The following is a 17,730-nucleotide window of genomic DNA, read 5'->3' as shown; positions in this document are numbered from 1 at the left end:
CGGCAATTGACAATGTAGACGGGGAGAAGAACGTTCAAGCTTCCCATGGAGTTCGGGCAACGCTGAACCCTGCGTCTCGATGGTGATTAATGAGGGAGAGCCGGTGTTTCCTTGATACGCGTAAAGGAGATGGACTGGTTGTCGACAAGAAGCTTGCCGGAGTCGGGGGAATCGAAGTGGAGCTCGGCTTCCGTGTCGGTAGCGAAGAAGATATTGGAAGCAGACGGAAAGAGCGGGCTGGAGCCGTAGTAGGAGAGCCTGGCCTGCAGGTGCCCGGATTCCAGTGAGACCTCTATGGGGCCGAGGGCCTGCGTGTTGAACTTGCCGGTGTAAGCCGTGAGAGCTGATGAAGCAAGGGTGATCGCAGTGCGCTCGGTGGACTTCCAGGTGGACCAGTTGTAGACACGGGAGATGCTGCGGAGGATGTCGGGATAGAGAGGCCCGCCGCTGTCGCTGCTGGTCATGATGACCGCACCGTCTCCGTTTTCATAGCCGATGTAGAAGGTACGATAGCCAGCGTTGCCACCGCTGTGAGCGAAAGACGTCTGGCCATTCTCCTTCGTGACGGTGACGCCGAGGCCGTAGTGCTCTTTGATGGGCGTGAGCATGAGACGGGTCATCTCGGGGGAGAGGACGTGATTGGCCTGACCCTTCAGCGAGCGCTGCATCTCCATGACCCAGAGAGCCAGGTCGGAGGGGGTGGTCCAGAGACCGGCGGCGGCCATCTCAGGATAGGTGTGGGGGCCTCCGGCGATGGGCTTGCCTTGATCGTCGGCTGGCAGGGCGACTTCTTTGAGGCGAGCGGGCGGGAGCGGCTGCTGGTAGGTGCTGTGGCTCATGCCGACGGGGCCGAGAACCAGGGACTGCATGATCTGCGGGAAGGGCTGTCCGGTGGCGTCGATCATCATCTGCTGGGCGATCGTGTACCCGCCGCCGGCGTAGCTGAAGGCCTGGCCGGGGAGAGCGGTGACACGGATGGCGTCGGTATTAGCCGGCTTAGTGCCGTCGAGGACCTGTTGAAGCGTGGCGACAGGACCGGTAGTCGCATAGCCGGGGAAGCCGTGGACGTTGATGCCGGCGGTGTGCGAGAGCAGCTCGCGGAGAGTGACGGGCTGCTGGGCGGTGAAGTTGTTTTGAGGCAGCGTCCAGCTTTTGAGCTCGGTCTGGACGGGAGCGTCGAGCGAGAGCTTGCCTTGCTGGACGAGGTGGAGAGCGGCCATGGAGGCGAGAGATTTGCTGATAGAGGCAGCCTGAAAGAGGCTGTCCGCTGTGGCGGGTGCGCCGCCTTCGGGGTTGAGGGTTCCCCAGGCGTGGGCCCAGCGGAGGGTGCCGTTGTGAATGACGGCGATGCTGACAGCGGGAACATGGCGACGGCGCATCTCTTCAGTGAGGGAGCGTGTGGGATGAGGGTCACCGGCGACGGTTACGACGGTGAGAAGACCGGTTTCTACCTCGTCGATTTCGGTGGCGATGGCTTGCGATGTGGCCGCTTGAGAGGGGTGCGGAGGCGCGGTCTGGCTGAACGCCGGAAGCACGCAGAGGAAGGCGGCGACGGGAACGAAGGCAGAAAATCGCATGGGCAAAGGATATATGACCTGAATGCCAGAAGGCTCCTGGCCTTTTTACCGGCCAGGAACCAGCAGTGCTAAACCGATCTCGCGTTTACCCACAAGAGTCCTTCGGGTAAGCCGTCTTCTTTGAAGCAGGGGTCTATAGCTCGATCTGCTCTCCATCGGCGGGGATGAGTAGACGATGGCTCGGGATGCCAGCGAGGTTCGCGGTGGCACGCAGCCGGTCGCGGGTCACGGCACAGTGGTCAAACGCCTCCATGTGGACCGCGATGAAGATGGCCTCGCCTGCATGGCGGTAGAGCTCAACGGTTTGTGCATCGTCCATGAGCAGCAGCGTGTTCGCTATGGTCGCAGCTCCGGAGTGGGTGACGATCACGTCCGGCCCGGTCTTGTGGACGATCTCGATCACCTCCGGCGTCAGCACGGTGTCACCGGCCCAGTACACCGTGGGTTCATTCTCGGCCTTGAGGATGAACCCCATCACAGTGCCCATCTTTGCAAGGACTTCGCCCGTCCCATGCTGTCCTGTGGTGGGTGCGATGGTGAGAGCGCCCTCCGCGACCTCTTCTGTCAGAGTCCTGGCCGCGGTGAACCCGTGCTCCTCGATCTCCTTGAGATGGGCAGGGTGGCAGAGGATCGGCATCGTCTTCGGCAGATGCGAGATTCCTGCGGGGTCGAAGTGGTCGGGATGGAGGTGCGAGATCACGGTCAGTTCGATCCCTTCCAGCAGCTTCTCTACCGTTACCGGCAGATCTACGGTGGGATTGGCCTGGATACCGGCTACTGTGGGCAGGCTCCCTTTTGCGCCGAGGCATGGATCGACAAGAATCGTTCGTCCGGCATAGTTCAAACGCAGAGTCGCATTTCGCAGCAGTTGCAGTTGCATGATTTCCCCCTGATTTCTGTCTGTCTCGTTAGACCCACCACGCCTGGGTTTGATGCATCTTCCACCGAAAAAGTCCTTCGTGAAAATCTCTATAAAATGGGGGGCGCGAATCATTGGGTATAGCGGTTGGGGGCGGAAGGTCAATGAATAGATTGAAGATGCCCGTCTGGTCTTTAGCAGGCGGATTGATCATCTTGCAGATGATCCTGGTGGCGATCATCGTCCATGGCGAGTCGCTCACCTTCGATGAGGGCGACCATATCTTCGCCGGCTACATGATGTGGCATAGCGGCGACTACGGTCTGAATCCCGAGCATCCGCCGCTGGTGAAGCTGGTGGCGACATTGCCTCTGCTGCAGGAGAAGCTTTGGGTGCCTCCGCTGCAACAGCGAATGTTCAAGACAGAGGCGTACCGGGATGGCCGTGATTTTCTGGAACGTAACGATGGCCCAAAACATCGCCTGCTCTTCCGCATGCGCCTGGCAGCAGGTGTCTTCGCCGTGGGCCTCTCCGTGATGGTGTTTCTGATCGGGAGCAAGTTCTTTGGCGAGTCCGCTGGTCTGCTGGCTTTGCTATTGGTGGTCTTCGAGCCCAATGTGTTGGCCAACAGTGATCTGGTCACGACCGATATGGGCGTCGCCTGCTTCTTTCTGGCCACCATCTATTGCTTCTACCGTTACGCAAGGCAGCCCTCTGTGCTTCGTCTGCTGCTGACCGGCCTAGCCGCAGGACTCACGCTGGCGGCCAAGCACAGCGGAATTTTGCTGGCTCCGATGCTGCTGGGATTGACGCTGGTAGAGATCGCCTGTGCCGAGCCGGAACGGCGCAAGCGGACGGCTGGGACACTGTTTGGCGGATTTGCTGCCATCGTGGTTCTCGCGGTTGTGGTGCTCTGGGCTTTCTACGGTTTTCGCTATGCGGCCAGACCGGCAGGGCTGGTGATGAATCCGACGCTGAGCGAATACGCTGCACCCCTCAAGGGGATAAACAGTTGGATGATAGGACATCTCGCCCACTGGCGGTTGCTGCCGGAATCCTACCTGCTGGGGATGACTGACATCCACTATGCAGCGCAGCAGTATCCCATCTTCCTGCTAGGGCACGATTATCCTCACGGCGTCTGGTGGTACTTTCCAGTCGCGCTGTCCATCAAGACCACTCTGGGCTTAATCGGTCTGGTAGTGCTGGCAGGTATTGCGCTGATCAGCAGGCGGCTCAGGCAAGGAAGAGAGTTGGCGTATCTTGCGGTCCCGGGAGCTATCTATCTGGGTGTGGCGATCCTGAGCGGTATGAACATCGGCACGCGGCATGTTCTGTTCCTGTATCCTCTGGCCGCGTTGCTGGCAGCAGCGGGTCTGACAGCGCTCGCGCAGCATAACCGACGCTGGATTTGGATCGGTGGAGGATTGGTGGCGTGTCATGTCGTTTCTGCCCTGGCAGTGTTTCCGGCAGAGATGGCGTACGCCAATGAAGCCTGGGGCGGCACGGCGAATACGCACAAATACCTGAGCGACTCCAGTGTGGATTGGGCGCAACAACTGCCGCACGTCAAGCAATGGGTTGACGCCCATCCTGGCGAGGAGTGCTGGTTCGCCTATTCCGCTTATCCGGATCTTCGTCCCCAAGCCTACGGCATTCCCTGCCACCCGCTGCCCACGGCCCACACCGGAGGAGAGATCCTGCCGGTCGACGTGCCAGAAACCATCCATGGCAACCTCTTGTTAAGCGCAGACGATCTGGAAGCCTGTGACTGGCCCAGCGACCAGTTGAATATCTTCGAGCGATTTCGGTGGATGCCGATGGCGGAGCAGATCGATCACAGCGTGTTTGTGTACCGTGGCGATTTCCATGTGCCTGAAGCGGCGGCGTTGGGAGCAGTCCAAAAGTCGAAGATCCTGTTGAGTGAGAAGAGGCCCGCAGAGGCTTTGGTTGCGGCAGAGAAAGCTGTCACTTTGCAGCCGGAGAATTTGCTGGCGCAGACGGCTTTGGGAGACGCCCAGACGGCATTAGGCGACAAAGACAGTGCACGAGCCGCCTATGCCCTGGCGCTGACGGCGGCGCATCGATTGGAAGCCGACGCGCAGCCGCTGTTTGTGCCGGATCTGGAGCAGAAGCTGCATCCGTGACGGCCATAAGTGTCGTAGCTTCGCTATACACCTACAGGAGATTTACTTTAGCGAACGCAGGCTGTGGCCAGGGAACGGTTAAGGGCCAGTGCATCCAACGTCGACTCGGCGGTACCTTGCGTGGCGAGATACTTGTGAATCGCGACGGCCAGCGCAGTCGAGCAGTCGGGCCGAGAGCGAGCCTCGGCGCTTTGGACAAGGTCCGAGATCAAAGAAGACTGAAGGTGGTCGAGTTCCGGACGGATCTCGGTGGCAAGATTTACCTTCTGGTGTTCCGGAGCCTTCCCGGCTACTTGCCAATCCGCGAGGAGCGAGTACTGCACGAGCTTGTTGGCCTCAATCTGGGATCGAAAGAACGAAGTGAGAGAGGCTTCGCTAAGGCCCTTGGACTGTCCTGCTGCGACCGCATTCTGAATCACCTGGGCCTCGCGGGCCGAGTCTTCGACGACACCGTTACTGTCCCATTTGGACAGCGCTACCTGATGGGCGATGGCGATCCGATGCGCTGAATCCGCGATCAGATTCTGAAAGACGTTCGGTGACTGTTGCGCGCTGAGTGTTGTAGCGATCCCGAACAACACTCCTGATACCAGTAGCTTCAAATTCTGCTTCACGTGTTTGATTTTATCCGCAGGGGAGGAACAAGGCGGTTGCGTATAGCTTTTCTAAGGGCCGCGTGAGTCTAGGGCAGGCCATCAAACTCACAGCTCCAAGCTACGAGTGAGGATGAAATGAGAGATCAAGTTTTGTTTTGAAGGGGCGGGGCTTTTAGCCCCGCCCCTTCAAAACCATAAACAGAACGAGACTCGCCTGGCGGCTAGTGGAGTAGCTGCCGGGCGAGTCCCGTTGGGTTGGGCTCCGGAAGTACGGAGGCCGGTCGTTAGATCTGGGCGGTACCGCCGTCGACGAAGAGCTCGATGCCGTTGACGAAGCTGGAGTCGCTGGAGGCCAGGAAGAGAGCTACCGTGGCGATCTCTTCCGGACGGCCCATTTCGCCGCGCGGAATCATCTTCTTGAAGCCTTCCTTCGCCTCATCGCCCAGCGGGTCGAGGATGGGGGTGTCGATGGTGCCGGGGCTCAGGATGTTGACGCGGATGCGACGCTCCTTCAACTCCACCAGCCAGGTGCGTGCGAAGGAACGGACCGCGGCCTTGCTGGCACTGTAGACGCCGAAGGACGGGATGCCCTTGATGCTGGCGATCGAGCCGTTCAGGAAGATGGAGCCGTTGTCGTTGAAGAGCGGCAACGCCTTCTGTACCGTGAACAGTGTTCCACGCACGTTGAGGTCGAAGGTCTTGTCGAAGTGCTCTTCGGTGACCTGTTCGAGCGTGGCGAACTCGCCCTGGCCGGCGCTGGCGAAGAGGACGTCGATCTTGCCCTTCTCGCGTTTGACGGTCTCGTAGAGACGGTCGAGGTCGGCGAGGTTGGAGGCGTCGCCCTGGACGCCTGTGACGTTCTTGCCGATGGCCTTGACGGCCTCATCGAGCTTGTCCTTACGGCGGCCCGTGATGAAGACGTAGGCGCCCTCTTCGACGAAGAGCTTCGCCGTGGCGAGTGCCATGCCGGAGGTGGCGGCGGTGATGACTGCTACTTTTCCTGTGAGCTTACCCATGTGATTCCTCTCTTTAGGTGTGAGGTTTGGTGTTGGGCCCGCTGCCGTATTGCTGCGGCAGCGGGGCCTGTTAGCGTTCGGGAATTAGCGATTAGTGGATACCGCCGCCGACGCGGAGGAGTTCGCCGGTAACCCACTTCGCGTCGTCAGAGGCGAGGAAGGTAGCGACGGAGGCGATGTCATCGACCTGGCCGACGCGGCCAAGCGGGGTCTGCGCAACGATGTTCTTCTCCATGTCCGAGCCGAGGAAGCCCGCGGTCTGTACGCCTTCGGTGTCGACCATGCCGGGGTTGAGGGCGTTGACACGGATCTTCTTGGGGCCGAGTTCCTTGGCGAGCACGCCGGTGATGGCATCGACCGCGCCCTTGGTGCCGGTGTAGACCGCGCTGGCCGGAGGCGTCAGGCTGCTGACGACCGAACCGATGTTGATGATGCTGGAGCCCTCACCGAGATGAGCGACAGCGGCACGCGTGACGAGCAGAAGGCCGAGTACGTTGACGTTGAAGATCTTGTGATAATGCTCTTCGGTGATGGCTTCGATGGGCGAGAACTCATACACACCGGAGTTGTTGACGAGGATGTCGAGGCGGCCGTAGTTCTTGATGGCGGCGTCGATGATGCCCTGGGCTTCGGCGGCCTTGGAGACGTCTCCGCCCACCGCTACAGCCTTGCCGCCCGCCTTGGTGATGGCCGCGACGACGGTGTCCGCGCCGGCCTTGCTGGAGGCGTAGTTCACGACGACGGAAGCGCCTTCTGCGGCGAGCGATTTGGCGATGGCGGCTCCGATACCCTTGGATGCGCCGGTGACGACTGCTACTTTGCCTGTGAGCTTGCTCATATCTTTATCCCTTTTCCGGTACTGCGTTGAATTTCAGATCTCTTGGGAGCTACCTTGCGGGCCTGCTCCTCACCTGGTTCTGGTGAGTAGATGGAGGCAGATTCGGGAAAGATTCATTAGTTCCGGATTTATGAACTATTGAACCGTTTTGGGACTGCGTCTACTCTATAGAGATATGCGGCCCCTGCTCCATCCATCGATCGAGGACATTACGGTAGAGGGGCTTCTGCATGCCTTGTCCGACCCGGTGCGGGTGTCGATGTTCGTCGACATCGTGGCGCAGGCCTGTCCGCAGAACTGTTCTAACTTTTTGGTTGTGAGCGATAGGGCGATTCCGAAGTCCACGCTCTCGCAGCACTTCAAGATCCTGCGCGAGGCGGGGCTGATTCGCAGCGAGCGCCATGGCGTGGAGATGCAGAATGTCTCACGATGTACGGAAGTGGATGAGCGCTTCCCAGGATTGATACGGGCGATTCTCGTTGCGCATGGGATCCAGTCAAAGGACGAGGCCCGCGCGAAGAAGTCGGCGGAGAAGAAGTCTGCGAAGCGTGCGGGCAAGGTTGGGGTCTAAGAGGCTGTCTGACGAATCCGGACGCCGAGGTTGATCACATACCTTGTTCAACCCCACAAAGGCTTCATCTGGAGCGGGGATGTTTTGTTCTTGCTGTTGTCTTTCTTGTTGTCATTCCCGCAGGGAATCTGCTGCTTGTTCGTACCATGACAGTTCTTCCGTGGAGGCAGAGCTAGAAAGGGCGTGATTCGAGGCATGGCCCTTCTGAAGTCGTCTCGCAAAATATTGGTGCTGTGCCGACAGACAGCAGATTCCCTGCGGGAATGACAACAAGAAAGACAAAAACAGGTTCTCGACTTCGCGTCCCCAAAGGAACGTGCCCTTAGCGAGATGTATTTTTCGGCATTGGAATCGACAGGGCTTTGCCGGCGCCGCGTTCGGCGATCCAGAGGGTGTCACCTACGGGCTCGACTGCGGTGGGTGTCTTGAGTCCGTCCTTGAGGACAGTGACGCTGGCCTTATCGCCATTGATGGTAAGGACGTCAATCTGGCCGCTGCCATTCTCGGCAACGAACAGCTTGCCATTGGCCGCACGCATGCCATCCGGGCCTTTTACGGGCTGGTCCATCCAGATATCGACAGGCTGCCCCGGCTTGCCGGAGGCGTCCACCGGGATGCGGTAGAGCTTGTTGAAGACCACGTTGTTCACGTAGAGCGTGCCGTCCAGGAAGGTGATGCCATCGACGCCCATCAGGACACGATGCTCCAGGAAGAGTTCCGCGGCGGAAGCACCGGCCGGCAGCTTGAAGATCTTGCCGTTGGCGGTGTCCGTTAGATAGAGTGCCTTGTCCGGTCCGACCGAGAGATCGTTGCACGTGGTGTTATCGCCAGGCAGATTCCAACGAAGCTTTGGCGCGCCGGAGGAGAGGTCGAAGCCCCTCAGTGCGGTATGGCGCTGCACCGGCTTGGTGTCCGGCACCGGGGTTAGCTGGCACGTCCACAACATGTTGTTGGCGGCATCGGCGAGCATCCCGAAGAAAAAGGTGCCCGCACCTTCTGCGCTGGCATCGACGAACTTTTCCGCAGCAGTGGATCCGGGGCGCACCTTGTAGACGAAGGGTGTGCTCGCGCTGCCGACGAAGAGGATTCCGCCGGGGGCGATGGTCAGGCTCTCTGGCTGGGACTTCGCGTCAGAGATGAGAATCTCAGCGGCGGACGCGGCCTGTGCAAGGCCTGCGAATAAGGTGGCGCAAACGGCAAGCCGTCGTGCAATGGAGCGGGGCTTCATCAAAATCTCCTCATGGATCATTCTTGCCAAACTACTTGAGGGCCCGAATACAGGAGTGAGTCTTTCGGTTCAGCTTAGCAGCCTTTTGTGGTTGTTTTCTGGTTGTCATTCCCGCAAGGCATCTGCTGTTTGTTCGTACCATGGCAGTTCTTCGTGGAGGCAGCGGTGGAAAGGGCACGTGTCGTGCCCCTTCTATCGCTGCCTCGCAAAATATTGGTGCTGGGCCCACAGACAGCAGATTCCCTGCGGGAATGACAACCAGAAAAACAACAGCAAGAACAACAACAACCCAAAACGAACCGCTCTACATGCCTCCGCGAGGTTTGTTCTTGCGGACGAAGTCGGTGTCCTGCCTGGGTTCTCCATCGCATTCGAGCGCGATGGTGGTGACCGGCGAATCGGGAGCGTCCATGGGGAGACCGGTGAGGTGCACACGGTAGGGGTCCTGGGAGAACTTCACCTCCTGGTTGGTCTTCAGCAGCCGCGCCGACTTCACCTTCACCCTGAGACCGGAGATCGCGACGTCCTCGCCGGGCCAGAAGTTCACGTGCATGTAGAGCGTGTTGCCGGTGCGGGTGAAGCTCGCATACTCCGAGCGGCGCGGCTGGCACGGGTCGGACTTGTAGATCGTCTCGCCGTTGACGGCCATCCACTGCCCGACCTCGGTGAGGACGCGGACCGACTCCTCGGGGACGGCGCCGTCGGGTTGAGGCCCGATGTTGAGCAGGTAGTTGCCGCCGTCGCGCGCGCAGGTGATCAGGTTGCGGACGATGGTCTTGGAGGTCTTCCAGTTATCGTCCGCGCGCTGAAAGCCCCAGCTGTCGTTGAGCGTCATGCAGCTCTCCCAGGCGCGGCCGTTGTTTTCGGCGGCAATGTGTTGTTCGGGGGTGGAGAAGTCGCCGAGGAGCTGGTTGCGATTGTTCACGATGATGTCGGGTTGGAGCTCGAAGACCATCTTGTTCATACGCTCGGACTCCCAGCCATCGGCGTCGAGCGGCCAGGCGACGTCGTACCAGAGAATATCGATCTTGCCGTAGTTGGTGAGCAGCTCGCGGATGAGGCCGTGGGTGTACGCAACGAAGCGCTTGCGGGCGGCCTCGTCGGTGGCGCAGCGGGCGCCGTCGGGATGATGCCAGTCCATCAGCGAGTAGTAGAAGCCAACGTGCAGACCCTCGGCGCGCGCGGCGTCGACGTACTCGCGGACGATATCGCGGCCCGGACCCTGCTTCGTCGCACAGTAGTCGGTGAGCTTGGTGTCGAAGTTGCAAAAGCCTTCGTGGTGCTTGGTGGTCAGCACCATGTACTTCATGCCGGCCGCCTTGGCGAGCTTCGCCCAGCCGCGCGCGGAGCCGGGTGCAGGATCGAAGACCTTTGACAGAGGCGTGTACTCGTCGAAGGGGATCGCTTCGTCTTCCATCGCCCACTCGTGGCGGGCGTGCTGGCTGTACAGGCCGAAGTGGATGAACATGCCGAATTTGGCCTCATGCCACCACTTCATGCGGCGAATCTGGTCGGGCGTGGGAGGAACGGGCTCCGGATTGCGCTCGCTCATCGACTTCGTCTTCTGTGCCAGTGCGAGAGGGCTTACTCCGAGCGCCGCAACGGCTGCTCCGGTTCCTAACAACATGTTGCGACGGCTTAGATTCATTGCATTCGTTGCCATTGATCTCTCCTGCTGCGTGGGTTGGGTGCGTGGTTGAATTCGTGTGGCGATATTGCAAAACCTAGGGCCGAAAGCCGGGCGCTCCTGCAGTTGAAGAGGAAGAGGGGACTCAACCTGCCGCATTCAGGACTTATTCTATGTCTCGAATTTTTACCACCAAAAACATACTTTTGTGAATAGCAATCGGTCAAGTGGGGTGAGGAATCGAAGGCGCTCGACGAATCGGGGAGTACCCACTCATCACATATTCTGTTCTCCCACATGAACGTCATCCTGAGCGAAGCACCTCGCGTATTTTGCGAGGTGCGGAGTCGAAGGACCCTGAAGGGTTTGATCTCTTCCATGGTGTTGGAACCTTTTCCAGCACAAACGTCCAGGCTCGAACGCTTGAGGTGGAAAAGGTGCAAAAGGTTTGGGCGAGAGGTCAACCCTCGGGGTCCTTCGACTCCGCGTCCCCAAAGGCCGGGACGCTACGCTCAGGATGACGATTCTGTGGGGAAACGTAAAACAGTAAGACAAACAGCTATGCGTGCCTCGATCCTGATTTCGCTCTAACATCGAAACTCCGATTCATCAGACACGGCCTTCCCCCTTTGATTGAATTTAGCCTTGCGGGCCGGGCGATGGCGCTATCCTGTACTCTGTTTCGAGATCGACGGAACGGATGGAATTGAGAATGGCCGGGAAACGAACTGCAAAAGCTGCTGTAACCAACGAGAAGACTCTCAACTATGCGACCCCTGCCCTGGAAAAAGGGTTGGATGTTCTGGAGTTGCTGGCCCACCAACCGGCCGGCCTGACCAAGAGCCAGATGGCCCGCGAACTGAACCGGACGGTTTCAGAGATCTTTCGCATGCTGCTCTGCCTGGAACGCCGGGGATACATCGCGCAACTCGCCGAGGATCGCTATTCTCTGACGCTGAAGCTGTTCAAGCTGGTGCAGGAGCACCCGCCCACGGAACGGCTGATCGTCGACGCGCTGCCGGTCATGCACCGGCTCGCGCACGAGACGCTGCAGTCCTGCCATATGGGCGTGCTCGAAGGCAGCCGGGTCGCGATTCTGGCACAGGTGAATGCGCCCTCCAACCTGGGCTTCTATGTGAAGCTGGGTTCGACGGTGGACCTGATGGAGGCCGCCAGCGGCTACGTGATTCTGGCGCACCAGAGCGAGGAACAGCGCGAGCGCACCCTCGCCGAGTGGAGCCGCGAGACAGGCAAGAAGCCGCCACGCGATCTGGCCGTACACCTCTCGCGCATTCAGAAGACCGGCTATGAGAAGCGGGCGAGCTATCTGGTCAAAGGCGTCATCGATATCAGCTATCCGATCTTCGACGAGAGAGGTTCGGCGGTTGGAGCGCTGACGATTCCCTACATTCAGTACAACGGGACGGCAACGCCGGTCACCCAGGTCATCGACTCGCTGAAGAAGGCTACGGCGGAGATTACCGCTGCGCTGGGTGGTGAGGCTCCTGGACAGAAGACGGCCAAGGGCAGGTGATAGATCCGAGCAGCACGGCTTCACCGGCTGCGGAAAAACTCTTAGCTGGGAAACGAGTCTTGATCTTTAGGGCCAAGGGCCCGTTTCATCCCAGCCTGGGGTGGAGCGCAACAGCGAGCGGTTTTAGCTCGCTGCAAGCGTAGCCCCAGGTACAGAATCAACTCGAAAGCAGAGGGCTGTAAGCCCGATTCATCGTGCCTGCACAAAGGATGAGTCGGGCTTACAGCCCTCTGTTTCTTCTCCTGCACTAACCTGGGGCGTCGCTCCCGTGCCACCACGCTGTCGCGTGTTGACCAGGGTTCGCTTTGCCCCAGGCTGGGATGAAACGGGCCTTTGGCCCTAAAGATCAAATGGAATTTTTCCCGCAGACTGTGAAGCCTCGCTCTTTCAAAGCCGGAATCTGGCTAGAACATGGAACGAAGTGATGACACACCCTGGATTTCTGACTGAAGCTAAGAATTTGATGCAAGCAGGCGAGCTAAGCTCTCCCAGTCTTGCGCCATGGCGTCAGCGAAGGTAGCGAGGCTGTCCTGAGGCCGCAAGGTGGAGGGACGGCCGGTCGCAATCCGCAGGGCCTCCTGCACCTCCTGCCATCCGCCGCCGCTGGAGGGCCTGACTTGTACCCTGGTCTCCGCTCTGCCTTCGGTGACCTGCACGGTAAAGTCTTCGAACTCTACCGTACAGAGTGCGTAATCAAAGTGGGTGCGGGCGGGGGGAGTGGGCAAGAGAACTGTCCCGGAATGCCTGCGCAGCAGTGCAGCCCAGTCCAAATTAATCTCGCGATAGAGAGAACGGGCAAGCTCCTGCGATTGAGCCCCATCCGAGCCGCTGGTAAAAAACGAGATGATGCTGGAAAGGGTCTTCCCCACGATGTGGAGGACACGATCTCCTATACCGAGAGAGCTGCTCATCGCTTCACCATCTGCCAGAAGAAGGGATCTACGCCAATGCCGCGCAGATAGAAGAGTTCTTCCTGGAAGATACTTCCCTCCTGCCCGAGTGGCGGTGTTGCCAGATAGATTTTCTGTCCCGTCGTAACCACTTGATCGATAAAGGCCTGGTTTGCAGTCCACGTCTCTCCAAACCAGTCGAAAAAATTATACGTTCGCATCGACATGCTGAAGACGTTGGCGCTCATCGCCCGGGCATCGTCGATGTATTCGGGGTAGCGTCCGAGAACGGCCACCGTGCCGCCAACAGCTGTCGCCAGATAACGGCCATACAAGCGTGCCGTGATACTTACTCCCGGCCTAATAACGACTCTCACAACGGGAGCGGTTACTTCGAGAATCTCCGGGGCCAAGAACGCTGCCGTATACGCGGCGGTATAAACCTCCGCCATCACCGTGACGAGGTGGTCCGCGCCGATGAAGTAGTTTGCACCCTGCCCCTGAAAGAGCTGGCGCGCATAGTCGTTTCCCTGCCAGGGGTCGTCCACGCCAGGAGTGGGGCGGGCTGCTAAATAGCTTGGAGAATTCCATCCTCCACCAGACCGGTCGATCTTGCGAGTTCCAGAGCCAGAAAGATGATGCTGGGCGTGGTGCCCATGCCCAGCGTGGTGGTGGGACGGCTGGTTGTACATGGGGTAGCCGTAGGGGCCGTCGGGCCGGTGCTCGGTAACCCACCACCAACGGCCGTCCGCGCCATAGGTGATCTCTCGCCCGTTGAGGAACTGCGGCATGCTGCCCATAGTTTCTTCATTCCTATCGGTGAAGTATGAAGCGTCTTTGCCGGTTAGTTGCCGATCTGAATTTTGACGAACTGTTTGGTATCGAGCTCGGGCTGCAAGGTGAGGGTGAGGATGTGATTGGTGGCGCCAGATTCCTGGCCGGCACCCTGACCAGAGCCGGTCGAGGTGACGTAGTTGCTGATCCAGCCGCGGAAGGTATAGGTGCAGATGGCATTCTGCTTGGAGTCGTCGGCCCAGAAGCTGAGGATGATGTCCTGCACCTTTTCGCGGGTGATGCCGTAGGCGAGTTGGAAGAGCGCGCTGAGGGTAGCAAAGGGCACGTTGACCTGGTCGTTGAGGTTGACGACGACAGCGATGGAACAGGCCAGGCTGCCCATGACGGGCATCCCCATACCGCCATGCATGCTGGACATGCCGAAGTGAATACCAATGGCGTTGAATGAGTTGCTGCCGATCGAAACGGATGCAATGTTTGGCTGGGCCATCGAGCTAAAACCTTTCGCGGAGACAGAAGGAGTTGGGGAAGGTGACGTTTGATGGGCGTGCCTGAGACAGATGGACGGAGAAAACTTCGATCCGGGTCGTTCTATTGTCAGGTATGAGTTGACGCATTCTTTGGACGAAAACAAAGGCCTTGAGGTTGCCTTCCAACTGGACGGAATTCGACCCGTGGCGTCCTTTGTGTTCGTTGCTTCGGTTGCCCGCAGCGGTATTGCCACTACGGGTAGGAAGCAGATTCCCTTCGGGAATGACAAGCAAGAAAAGCAACAACGCTTAGAACTCCAGGCGGAGCATGAATTGAATCTGTCGCGGCGTTCCCGTTCCGACCGGCCCCGTGTTGACCGCGCCGACGATCTGGCCAAAGGTGGTGGGAGACGACAGGTCCGCGAGGGGCAATCCGTACTGTGCCCGGTTGAAGATGTTGAAGAACTCCGTGCGGAACTGGAGCTGCATCTTCTCGGTCAGAGGAATGCGTTTCGCCAGGCCGAAGTCAGCCTGCCAGAGATCCGGGCCGCGGGCGACGTTGCGGGGAGAGTCGCCATAGCCGCTGCCCGTTACCAGGGAGAAGGCTGCCGGGTTGATCCACTGATTGATCTTGTGTCCACCGGGTGGCGTGAGAGAGACGCCAGGGACGCGGTTCGGGCGCTGGCTGGTGGTATACCCGGTCGCCACTGAAGAGCTGGAGCGATCCTCGGTCACGTTGACGGGCAGGCCGGTGCGAGCGGTAGCGATAGCGGTCACGCTCCAACGTCCGAATACTTCGCTCGCAATTCCCGAGTTGGAGAGGAAGGTCTTGCCGGGCCCGAACGGGAGCTCGTATACGGCGTTCGAGTTGAAGACGTGGCGAACGTCGAAGTCTCCCGAGGAGCGCTCGCAGGAGGGGCAGGCGGGATTCTGGGGGAAGTCCGAGTCTCCACCACCGGCTGAGCCCTGGTCGATCTCGTGCGAGTAGGTGTAGTTCGCCGAGAGCAGGAGGCCATTCGTAAAGGTGCGCTGAAGGCTGGCTACGAATCCCTGGTAGGAGCTGTTGTTCTCATTGCCGCGTGACTGGACCTGGCCAAACGCGGGATAAGGGCGCAGGCCTGTAACGGGGTCTTTGAGATTGATGTAGGAGGTGTTGAGCAGGTAGGTTCCCTTGCTCCCCACATACGACAGCGTCCCGACGAGCTCGTGCGGCAGAGCCTGCTGGACCGACAGCCCCCACTGGGCTACGTACATATCCTTGCGATCTCGATCGGCTTCGCGCGGCGCGATGATGCCGGGAGTATCGCTAAGAAAGGGCGTGATGGGATACGAGAGGTTGGCAATCGAGTTGAGCGAGTATTGCGCGATCTCGTTACTGATGGGAAAGTTCTGGTCGTCGAGCTGGCCGTCGCCGTGATAGAGACCGAAGCCGCTGCGAAGGACGGTCTTGCCACCACCGGCATTGGGCGCCCAGGTGATCGAGAGGCGCGGGTCGATGTCCAGCGTGTTCGGCTGGCCGAAGCTGGCGCCTACGCCGCAGTAACCCTGCGGGCCGCAGGTTGCGAAGTCAAAGGGATTGGCGCGGCCGAGCACCTCGTGAAAGATGTTGTAGAAGGTGTAGCGCACACCCGCGTTGAGGGTGAGGTTGTCGCGAATCTTCCACTCGTCCTCGACGTAGGAGTAGGTCTCCGTCTTGCGCAGACCGTTCACAGGAAGCTCCGCGGCGTAGGTTGCGGAGCTGACCAGGTTGTTCAGGAAGTTGGCGGCGGAGCTGAAGGTGATGGTTCCGTTGGCGGTGTTTCCCTGGTTCAACTGGATGCGCCGAACCTCGACGCCAAACTTGAGCGTGTGGGCGCCTTTGATCCAGGTGAGGTTGTCGATGTAGGAGTAGGTGTTGCCAACGCCAGGCTTGTACTCGTTGCCTGAAAGCGTGGTGAAGCCGGAGATGGAGATGGCATAGGGCGTCTGCAGCACGCTCTGGTCGGTGGTGTAGACGTTGCCGCGATTGAAGCCGAACTTGAGCTCATTGACCAGGCGCGGAGAGAAGAGGTGCAGCGACTCCAGCTCGCCGTTGACCGGACGAGAGGTCACGAGCTGGCGATCGTTCAAGTAGGTCTGTCCCTCGATCAGAGGCACATCGCTGTACGAGGCATCGAAGTTGAAACGGAGATAGACAGAATCCGCAGTCGAGAAGTGGTGGTCGAGCCGCAGCACGACGGAGTCTTCATGGTCCAACTGGCGGCCGGAGCCGATGGACTCCGAGACGTTGGCGCTGGTTCCCGAAGGAAACTGTCCCCTGGGGAAGGCGTTCAGGATCGGAATCAGAGCGGGGCTCTGCTGCGCAACCGCGGCCCGGAAGGAGTCGCTGGGGACGAGGCCCGGAAGCGTCTGGCCCAGGGTCTGCCGAAGACCTTCGTAGGCGAAGTAAAAGAAGGTCTTATCGCGAAGGACGGGCCCGCCAAGGCTGCCGCCGTACTGGTTGAGGCGGAAGGCAGGTTTGTTCGGATTCAGGGTGTCGATGGGCTGACGCGCATCGAAGATGTCGTTGCGAAGAAACTCAAACAGGCTGCCGTGCAGGTTGTTCGTACCGGTCTTGGAGGCGACGGCAATCTGACCGCCGGGCGTGCTGCCGTTCTCCGCGGTAAAGAGCATGGTGTCGATGCGGAACTCCTGGATGGCCTCGGTCGGGATCGCCAGGCGCACGAAGGGCTGCTGGGCCTGGTTTACGACGTTGGTGGCGTCGATGCCGTCGTAGGTGAAGTTGTTATCGTCGAGGCCGCGGCCCGCAAAGCGGATGCTGCGCTGATTGCTTCCGCCGGTATCGACCGCGCCCGGAACCAACGCGGTGAGGGTGGACCAGTTGCGTCCGTTCAGCGGCAGGTTCTTTACCTGCTCCGGCGCGATACGCGCTCCGAGGGCTGCGGAGGTCTCGTCCAGTTGCGTGCCGACATCGGAGACCTCGACCTGCTGCGTCATGCCCTCAACGGACATCACGACATTGAGCGTGCGAGTGTGGCCCACGGTCTGCTGGATGCCGTCGATGATCTTTTCGTGGAATCCGGAGGCGTCGTAGGTCACGCGATAGAGACCGAGGGGAAGCTCGGGGATATCGTAGGTTCCGGTCGCGGAGGATACCGTGTCACGCTGCTGCCCCGTAGCGATCTGCAGGGCGGTGATCTTAGCGCCGGCGATGCTTCTGCCGTCGGCGTCCTTCACCGTTCCATTGAGGCCTGCGCGATCGATCTGCGCGGACAGAAAAGGCGCTATCAAAAGCGTGAGTACAAGGGATGTAGCCGGAACCAAAAACACACGAAGAAATCGTTTGCTGTGACGCATCTATACCCTAATTGGAGATTGGATTAATGGGTTGCAAGAGATGAAACATAGCATGTCACTTTCAACACCTTGTAAACGCACTGGCAGGCCAAGGGAACGTTATTGATAAAAGTGTCCGTTTATCGATAAAGAGGCGGAGCGCTGAAGGCGCGACCTGTCTCACCAGGTGCCGGAAGCTCTCTGGAGATGCTCCGAGTCGCGAGATACGAGAGTCGAGAGATGAGTTGATCTCTTGTCTCTCGCAAC

14 protein-coding genes are annotated in these 17,730 nt (G+C 59.5%); 3 read left to right on the top strand and 11 right to left on the bottom strand.

Annotated features, from left to right (window positions below; translation table 11 throughout):
- Positions 1 to 86 precede the first annotated feature (86 nt).
- Together ACIX8_RS00550 and ACIX8_RS00545 are read right to left on the bottom strand one after the other, a co-directional pair.
- Complete coding sequence (locus ACIX8_RS00550; protein WP_014263352.1) at positions 87 to 1,577, bottom strand: serine hydrolase; 1,491 nt, start codon at positions 1,575 to 1,577, stop codon at positions 87 to 89.
- Between the two features lie 133 nt (positions 1,578 to 1,710).
- Complete coding sequence (locus ACIX8_RS00545; protein WP_014263351.1) at positions 1,711 to 2,457, bottom strand: MBL fold metallo-hydrolase; 747 nt, start codon at positions 2,455 to 2,457, stop codon at positions 1,711 to 1,713.
- A 143-nt stretch (positions 2,458 to 2,600) separates the two neighbouring features.
- On the opposite strand from ACIX8_RS00545, the gene ACIX8_RS00540 reads away from it, so the two are divergent.
- Positions 2,601 to 4,583, top strand: a complete 1,983-nt coding sequence (locus tag ACIX8_RS00540) for a phospholipid carrier-dependent glycosyltransferase (protein ID WP_014263350.1) — start codon at positions 2,601 to 2,603, stop codon at positions 4,581 to 4,583.
- Positions 4,584 to 4,630: 47 nt separating this feature from the next.
- Here the strand turns inward: ACIX8_RS00540 and ACIX8_RS00535 are convergent, their stop codons facing one another.
- From ACIX8_RS00535 to ACIX8_RS00525, 3 genes are all read right to left on the bottom strand, one after another.
- On the bottom strand, positions 4,631 to 5,197 hold the full coding sequence (locus ACIX8_RS00535; RefSeq protein ID WP_014263349.1) for a chorismate mutase: 567 nt from the start codon (positions 5,195 to 5,197) through the stop codon (positions 4,631 to 4,633).
- 266 nt (positions 5,198 to 5,463) lie between these two features.
- On the bottom strand, positions 5,464 to 6,195 hold the full coding sequence (locus ACIX8_RS00530; protein WP_014263348.1) for an SDR family NAD(P)-dependent oxidoreductase: 732 nt from the start codon (positions 6,193 to 6,195) through the stop codon (positions 5,464 to 5,466).
- A 91-nt stretch (positions 6,196 to 6,286) separates the two neighbouring features.
- Positions 6,287 to 7,033: a glucose 1-dehydrogenase gene (locus ACIX8_RS00525; RefSeq protein WP_014263347.1), complete on the bottom strand. Its 747-nt coding sequence runs from the start codon at positions 7,031 to 7,033 to the stop codon at positions 6,287 to 6,289.
- A 175-nt stretch (positions 7,034 to 7,208) separates the two neighbouring features.
- Between ACIX8_RS00525 and ACIX8_RS00520 the strand changes: the two genes are divergently transcribed.
- Positions 7,209 to 7,604 carry an ArsR family transcriptional regulator gene (locus ACIX8_RS00520; protein ID WP_014263346.1) on the top strand — a complete coding sequence of 132 codons (396 nt, stop codon included), beginning with the start codon at positions 7,209 to 7,211 and terminating at the stop codon, positions 7,602 to 7,604.
- A gap of 322 nt (positions 7,605 to 7,926) precedes the next feature.
- Here the strand turns inward: ACIX8_RS00520 and ACIX8_RS00515 are convergent, their stop codons facing one another.
- The gene (locus tag ACIX8_RS00515; protein WP_014263344.1) at positions 7,927 to 8,832 is read right to left on the bottom strand and encodes an SMP-30/gluconolactonase/LRE family protein; all 906 of its coding nucleotides are present in this window, start codon (positions 8,830 to 8,832) and stop codon (positions 7,927 to 7,929) included.
- A gap of 304 nt (positions 8,833 to 9,136) precedes the next feature.
- A complete protein-coding gene (locus tag ACIX8_RS00505; protein WP_014263343.1) occupies positions 9,137 to 10,495 on the bottom strand; it encodes an alpha-L-fucosidase in 1,359 nt (452 codons plus the stop codon).
- A 676-nt stretch (positions 10,496 to 11,171) separates the two neighbouring features.
- Between ACIX8_RS00505 and ACIX8_RS00500 the strand changes: the two genes are divergently transcribed.
- On the top strand, positions 11,172 to 11,993 hold the full coding sequence (locus ACIX8_RS00500) for an IclR family transcriptional regulator (protein ID WP_014263342.1): 822 nt from the start codon (positions 11,172 to 11,174) through the stop codon (positions 11,991 to 11,993).
- A 452-nt stretch (positions 11,994 to 12,445) separates the two neighbouring features.
- Here ACIX8_RS00500 and ACIX8_RS00495 read toward each other — a convergent pair whose 3' ends face one another.
- From ACIX8_RS00495 to ACIX8_RS00480, 4 genes are all read right to left on the bottom strand, one after another.
- Complete coding sequence (locus tag ACIX8_RS00495) at positions 12,446 to 12,904, bottom strand: hypothetical protein (RefSeq protein ID WP_014263341.1); 459 nt, start codon at positions 12,902 to 12,904, stop codon at positions 12,446 to 12,448.
- Positions 12,901 to 13,674 (bottom strand): hypothetical protein, encoded by a 774-nt coding sequence (locus tag ACIX8_RS00490; protein WP_150110436.1) that lies wholly within the window; start codon positions 13,672 to 13,674, stop codon positions 12,901 to 12,903. Before ACIX8_RS00490 ends, ACIX8_RS00495 begins: the two co-directional genes overlap by 4 nt.
- Before the next feature lie 53 nt (positions 13,675 to 13,727).
- Entirely contained in the window at positions 13,728 to 14,168 is a 441-nt protein-coding gene (locus tag ACIX8_RS00485; RefSeq protein ID WP_014263339.1) for a hypothetical protein, read from the bottom strand.
- Between the two features lie 289 nt (positions 14,169 to 14,457).
- Positions 14,458 to 17,484: a TonB-dependent receptor gene (locus tag ACIX8_RS00480; RefSeq protein ID WP_014263337.1), complete on the bottom strand. Its 3,027-nt coding sequence runs from the start codon at positions 17,482 to 17,484 to the stop codon at positions 14,458 to 14,460.
- Positions 17,485 to 17,730 lie beyond the last annotated feature (246 nt).

The organism is Granulicella mallensis MP5ACTX8, from assembly GCF_000178955.2.
Lineage (GTDB): Bacteria > Acidobacteriota > Terriglobia > Terriglobales > Acidobacteriaceae > Granulicella > Granulicella mallensis.
The sequence above is the reverse complement of the archived record's forward strand: the minus strand, read 5'-3'. Positions and strand labels throughout refer to the sequence as shown.

What these genes read in the sequence shown, in the direction of transcription:
- ACIX8_RS00545 (WP_014263351.1), bottom strand. Translation starts at nt 2,457, where the DNA reads ATGCAACTGCAACTGCTGCGAAATGCGACTCTGCGTTTGAACTATGCC.
- ACIX8_RS00490 (WP_150110436.1), bottom strand. Translation starts at nt 13,674, where the DNA reads ATGCCGCAGTTCCTCAACGGGCGAGAGATCACCTATGGCGCGGACGGC.
- ACIX8_RS00530 (WP_014263348.1), bottom strand. Translation starts at nt 6,195, where the DNA reads ATGGGTAAGCTCACAGGAAAAGTAGCAGTCATCACCGCCGCCACCTCC.
- ACIX8_RS00495 (WP_014263341.1), bottom strand. Translation starts at nt 12,904, where the DNA reads ATGAGCAGCTCTCTCGGTATAGGAGATCGTGTCCTCCACATCGTGGGG.
- ACIX8_RS00540 (WP_014263350.1), top strand. Translation starts at nt 2,601, where the DNA reads ATGAATAGATTGAAGATGCCCGTCTGGTCTTTAGCAGGCGGATTGATC.
- ACIX8_RS00485 (WP_014263339.1), bottom strand. Translation starts at nt 14,168, where the DNA reads ATGGCCCAGCCAAACATTGCATCCGTTTCGATCGGCAGCAACTCATTC.
- ACIX8_RS00500 (WP_014263342.1), top strand. Translation starts at nt 11,172, where the DNA reads ATGGCCGGGAAACGAACTGCAAAAGCTGCTGTAACCAACGAGAAGACT.
- ACIX8_RS00480 (WP_014263337.1), bottom strand. Translation starts at nt 17,484, where the DNA reads ATGCGTCACAGCAAACGATTTCTTCGTGTGTTTTTGGTTCCGGCTACA.
- ACIX8_RS00520 (WP_014263346.1), top strand. Translation starts at nt 7,209, where the DNA reads ATGCGGCCCCTGCTCCATCCATCGATCGAGGACATTACGGTAGAGGGG.
- ACIX8_RS00525 (WP_014263347.1), bottom strand. Translation starts at nt 7,033, where the DNA reads ATGAGCAAGCTCACAGGCAAAGTAGCAGTCGTCACCGGCGCATCCAAG.
- ACIX8_RS00505 (WP_014263343.1), bottom strand. Translation starts at nt 10,495, where the DNA reads ATGGCAACGAATGCAATGAATCTAAGCCGTCGCAACATGTTGTTAGGA.
- ACIX8_RS00550 (WP_014263352.1), bottom strand. Translation starts at nt 1,577, where the DNA reads ATGCGATTTTCTGCCTTCGTTCCCGTCGCCGCCTTCCTCTGCGTGCTT.
- ACIX8_RS00515 (WP_014263344.1), bottom strand. Translation starts at nt 8,832, where the DNA reads ATGAAGCCCCGCTCCATTGCACGACGGCTTGCCGTTTGCGCCACCTTA.